We start from the raw sequence: 5,465 nt of genomic DNA, 5'->3' as shown, positions 1-5,465 counted from the left end.
GCGTGGAGCTTCGAGCGCGGCCATGAACGCCTGCCGAGCCCGCTCCGGGTGCTTCGAAATCTCCCAGGCGCTACCCAGCGCAGCGAGCGCGGGCCGCGCCAGGGCGAGGGCTGGCGACCGACCTCTTCGAGAATCGAGGCGGCTCGTGTGGCGTCCCCGGACGCGAGCCACGAGAGTCCGGCCCAGTAGCGCGCCTCGGTCTTGCGAGCGGGATCGAGACGCGCCGAGGCGCGCGTGAATGATTGCGCAGCGCCGGGATACTCGGCGCGCACGTACTGAAGCCGCGCGAGCGTCATCGCAATCTCCGCGGCGGCCGGCCCGCTCGTCGCTCCCTCCATCTCCGCCAGCACCCGTGGCAGACTGTCGGCTGGAACGCTGCGAAGTGCCTCGGCGAGATCGACCGGCAGGGGTCGTTGGCGCGGTGCTTCGGCCGGGCGCTCGCGGCTCGGAAACAGCCGCGCGAGCGGATTCGGAAGGCTCAGCGGCTGGCCCGGCCGGTTCGCGTCGCCACCTAGAAACACAAATCCGGACAACGCCAACAGCAGCACGAACGCCACGCCGATGCCCCACAGCGGCACACGAACGCGAGCGAGTGAACGGCTCTGTTTCGATCGCTTCATGCCCACACAGTGCAGCCACGCCCGCGTCGAGCGCAAACGCAGCGGGGTGGGCTTTCGCCCACCCCGCCGACTTCGAATCGCGTTCTATCCTGCGGACTTCGATTACTCGTCGATGTCCTCTTCGACCTTGTCGCGTTCTTTGGATCTCGGCTTCGCAGTCGCCTCGACCGGTTCTTCGACCGGCGGGTTGGCGGCGATCTCGGCGCGAACCTGATTGCGCCGTGACGTCCACTCCGCGAGGGCGATGTCGTCCTGGTCGGTGAGCCACGCCTTGACGCTCAGGATCAACCGGTGGTTCTGCACGTCCACTCGGGTCACCTTCATGGTCAGCGACTCGCCGACCTTGAACGCGTCATTCGGGCGCTTCAGATCGTCGATGCCGAGCTGCGAGAGCGGAACGAAGCCCTCGATGCCGTCACCGAGATCCACGATCGCGCCACGGTCGAACAGGCGATTTACCACGCCGCTCAACTCGAGACCCGACGGGAAGCGATCCGCGAGCAACGGCCACGGATCCTCACTGACCTGCTTGAGACCCAGGCTGATGCGACGGTGCTCCTTGTCGATTGCGAGCACCACGACTTCGACCGCGTCACCCTTCTTGAGCACTTCGCTCGGGTGCGCCACACGCTTGGTCCACGACATGTCGGACACGTGCACGAGACCGTCGATGCCCTCTTCCAGCTCGACGAACGCACCGAAGTTCGTGAGATTTCGCACCTTGCCCTTGACACGCATTCCGGGCGGGTACTTCTGGTCGAGCGTGAGCCACGGATCCGGCTCCACCTGCTTCAGGCCGAGCGAGATCTTCTCGTTCGCTTTGTCGACCTTCAGCACCACCGCCTCGATCGTGTCGCCGATGTTGACGACCTTCGAGGGGTGCCGCACGTGGCGGGTCCACGACATCTCGGAGACGTGAATCAGTCCCTCGACGCCACGCTCCAGCTCCACGAATGCGCCGTAGTCCGTGATCGAGACCACGCGGCCCTTGATGCGATCGCCGACCTTGTACTTCTCGTCGACGCCTTCCCACGGATAGGCTTCGAGCTGCTTCAGGCCGAGCGAGATGCGCTCCTTCTCGGGATCGAAGTTGAGCACCTTCACCCGCACCTTGTCGCCGATCTTCACCAGTTCCGACGGGTGCTGGACACGGCCCCACGACATGTCGGTGATGTGGAGCAGGCCGTCGATGCCGCCAAGGTCCACGAACGCACCGAAGTCGGTGATGTTCTTGACCACGCCCTCGCGGATCTGATCCTTCGCGAGGTCCTTGAGCACCGTCGCCTTCATGCGATCGCGCTCTTCCTCGAGCACCGCACGACGCGACACCACGATGTTCCGGCGCCGCTTGTTGAGCTTGATGATCTTGACCTGAACGTTCTGCCCCAGCAGGGCGTCCACGTTCTGCACCTGACGCAGCGCGATCTGCGAGCCGGGCAGGAACGCCTCGACTCCGTACAGATCCACCACCACGCCACCTTTGATCTTTCGCACCAGGCGCCCTTCGACCACTTCACCCCGGTCGTGGGCATCCTTGACCTTGTCCCAGACGCGTACGAAGTCCGCGCGCTGCTTCGACAGCACGACGAGACCGTCCTGATTCTCCATCTTCTCGAGGAACACTTCGATGGCGTCCCCGACCTTCAGCACCGACGGGTCCGGGAATTCGGATAGCGAAATGATCCCTTCGCTCTTGAATCCGACGTCGACGAGCACGTCCTTGTCGTCGATCGAGAGGATCGTGCCGCGCACGATCTCGCCCTCGCCGAGCGACTTCATGGACTCCTCGTACTGGCCGAACATCGCGGCGCGCATTTCGTCCGAGATGTCGTCGTCTTCGTCGTAGTTGAGCGGAAGGGGTGGCGGTCCCAAGGCCCGAGGAGGTAGTTCCTGCTCGGGGTTGAGGGTGGTGTCCGAGACCTGCGACATGAGTGAGAAGCCTCCTACGGCGTGGAAGTGACGGAGCGGATCAGGCCGCCCCGCGGGACGCAGACGTTTGCTGGCCGGTGCGAAGCACCGCGATCTCGCGCATCACCGCGTCGCCTACCGCCTGGTAGAGCGCGCGCCCCGGAGTGAGATCCTCCTCCGGGCCGACGTAGTCCTTCCAGGGCCGCGCGACGCCGAACCAGATGCGCACGAGACCGCGTTGCTTCCAGAATCGAGACGACTGATCGCTCCCCGAGATGTAGCACGGCAGGATCGACGCATCTCCCTGTACCGCGAGCAGCCCGACCCCGGGACGCGCCGGATGCAACTCGCCATCGCGAATCCGCGTCCCTTCCGGGAACACCATCAGCGCATCGCCGCGCTTGAGAACTTCGATCGCACGCGACATGCCCTGCAAGTCCGCCATTCCGCGTCGGATCGGGATCGAGTTGACCGAGGCGATCAGCGGTCCGAGCAGTGGCATCTGGAAAAGCTCACGCTTCGCCAGAAAATGGAGTTCCCGTGACTGCGCCGCCCCGACCATGGGCGGATCCCAGAACGAGATGTGATTCGACGCCAGAATCAGCCCACCTGTGCGGGGGACATTCTCCCGGCCGCGAACCTCCCAACCCGTGAGGAGTCCGAGGGCGCCGCTCACCGAAGAGCGCGCAGCACTGTAGTACCAGGGCACGATTTTTCCAAGTCCTCGAGGGTCCAAGTGCCCGTGCGATCCAGGGGGCACTCCGGTCCGTTTCAGGGGGCCGCGTCGCCGGGTCGATTCTCGGCCGCACCGACGTCTGGAAAGGCCGGGTGACGGCGCACCACATCGAGAACTCGAGCGACCTGCTCCGCGATATCGAGACCGGAAGTATCCACCACCACGCTTCCGGGCGCCACCGCGAGCGGGCTGTCCGCACGGGTGCGATCGCGCTCGTCGCGTCGCGCAAGATCGTCCCGGACCTCGGCGAGCCGCGCCGGGATCCCCCGCTCGACCAGCTCCCGATGCCGCCGCAGCGCGCGCGCCTCGAGATCGGCATCGAGGAAGATCTTCACTTCGGCATCGCTGAAGACCACGCTGCCCAGATCCCGACCCTCCGCCACCAGCGGCCCGCGAGCCCTCAGCGCGCGCTGAATCTCGACCAGTCGCCGCCGCACCACGCTGCGGGCCGCGAGGCGCGAACTCAGCTCGCTGACTTCGGGCGTGCGGATGCGATCCGAGACCTCGACGCCATCGAGCCACACCGCCGGATGGTCGGTTCGCCCACTCAGCGTCATCTCGGTCGCGGACGCGAGTGCCTCGAGAGCCACATCGTCTTCCGGGCGTAGTCCCCGCTCGACGACCTTGAGCGCAAACGCCCGGTAGAGCGCACCGGTATCGACGTAGAGAAAGCCCAGCGCGTCGGCGACCGCGCGAGCGGTGGTGCTCTTCCCGGCCCCCGCGGGGCCGTCGATGGTGACGACGAAGCTCACTCAGCGCCCCTCGGCCGGATGCTCGAGTCGGCCGCCGAGTCGGGCCAGCACCGACTCGAACTCCGGAAACGACGTCGCGATGGAACGCGCGTCGTCGATCCTCACCGGTTGCGCGGCCCGCGTGCCCATGACCGCGAACGCCATCGCGATCCGGTGATCGTTGCGCGCTTCGATGGCGCCGCCTCGCAACTCCCCTCCCACGATCTCGAGCCCGTCGGGCGCCTCATGCACTTCGATGCCGAGTCGGGTGAGCCCTTCGGCCAGCGTGCGCAGGCGATCGCTCTCCTTGACGCGCAGTTCCGCAGCACCGCGCAGCCGCGAGGTCCCGCGCGCCGCACTGGCGAGAATAGCCCACGCCGGGACCTCGTCCACGAGCCGTGGCACCCATTCGCTCGGAATGTCGAAGGCCCTCAGCTGCTCGGGTCCGCGCACCGTCACGTCGCCCACCGGGTCGCCGCTCGCTTCGCCGCGCGAGGTCACGATCACCTCCGCACCCACGGCCTCGAGCACCTCGAGAAATCCGGTGCGGGTCGGATTAAGCGTCAAGCCGGTTGCCGTCACCTCCGCACCCGGTGCGGCGGCGGCGGCGGCGAGCAGGAACGCCGCAGCCGAGGGATCCGCCGGCACTCGAAACTCCCGTGCGGTGACGGGCGATCCCGATCGCACTCGAAGACGCCGCGCGCCGCTCGCCTCGGCTTGGACCTCGATGGGCAGTCCGCATGCGGCCGCCATGCGCTCGGTGTGGTCGCGCGCCGGGCCCGGAATCTCGATCAGGGTCTCACCGCTCGCGCGCCAACCGGCGAAACACAGCGCACTGGCGACCTGGGCGCTCGAGACCGCGAGCCGATGCGCGCACCCGCGCAGTGTCGCACCACGCACGTGCAGCGGCGCGAAACGATCGCCCTCGGCGGCCGTGAGCACCGCTCCCATCGCACGCAGAGGCTCGATCACGCGATCGAGCGGCCGACGCGACAGCGAACGATCACCGATCAGCGTCACCTCGAACGACTGCGAGGCGAGGATTCCGGCCAGCAGTCGCAGTGTGGTGCCGGAATTACCGCAGTCGAGCGGTTGCTGCGGGGCACTCAGTCCCCGATTCGAAAGCAGCACGCATGGGTCCGCAGATCGCTCGATTCGGACGCCGAGCGCCGCGCAGGCCGCACTCGTGCGCTCGCAATCCTCGCCGAGGTTGGGATCGACGACCCGGGTCTCTCCCGCGCCGAGCAACGCAAAGAGGTAGGCCCGATGCGTGATCGACTTGTCACCGGGAGGCCGAAAGCTGCCTCGCAATGCGGGGCCCGTCCGAACGACGAGCGCGCGAGGCGCCCCGTCCTCGAGCCCCGCCCCGGTCACCGCGCCTTGCGCGTGGTGCGCTTTCGCGCCGCCGAGCGTGCCCTGGTCGTCGAACGCGTCGTCGCGCGCCTGGCGACCTTGCGAGCCGCCTTCGGA

The 5,465-nt window shown here is 67.2% G+C and carries 5 protein-coding genes; all 5 read right to left on the bottom strand.

Translation table 11 applies throughout. The features are described 5' to 3' along the window. Positions 1–620, bottom strand: a 620-nt coding sequence (locus HOP12_08930) for a hypothetical protein (protein NOT34277.1), incomplete at its 3' end; no start/stop codon positions are given. Positions 621–722: 102 nt separating this feature from the next. Further along, entirely contained in the window at positions 723–2,549 is a 1,827-nt protein-coding gene (locus tag HOP12_08925) for a 30S ribosomal protein S1 (GenBank protein ID NOT34276.1), read from the bottom strand. 40 nt (positions 2,550–2,589) lie between these two features. After that, entirely contained in the window at positions 2,590–3,237 is a 648-nt protein-coding gene (locus HOP12_08920) for a 1-acyl-sn-glycerol-3-phosphate acyltransferase (protein NOT34275.1), read from the bottom strand. Positions 3,238–3,299: 62 nt separating this feature from the next. Beyond that, positions 3,300–4,016, bottom strand: coding sequence for a (d)CMP kinase (locus HOP12_08915; GenBank protein ID NOT34274.1), 717 nt, complete (start codon positions 4,014–4,016; stop codon positions 3,300–3,302). Beyond that, positions 4,017–5,369 (bottom strand): 3-phosphoshikimate 1-carboxyvinyltransferase, encoded by a 1,353-nt coding sequence (aroA, locus tag HOP12_08910; GenBank protein NOT34273.1) that lies wholly within the window; start codon positions 5,367–5,369, stop codon positions 4,017–4,019. Positions 5,370–5,465 lie beyond the last annotated feature (96 nt).

Source organism: Candidatus Eisenbacteria bacterium, assembly GCA_013140805.1.
In the GTDB taxonomy this organism is placed as follows: Bacteria; Eisenbacteria; RBG-16-71-46; order RBG-16-71-46; family RBG-16-71-46; genus JABFRW01.
This window is presented reverse-complemented; position numbering and strand designations above follow the sequence as displayed.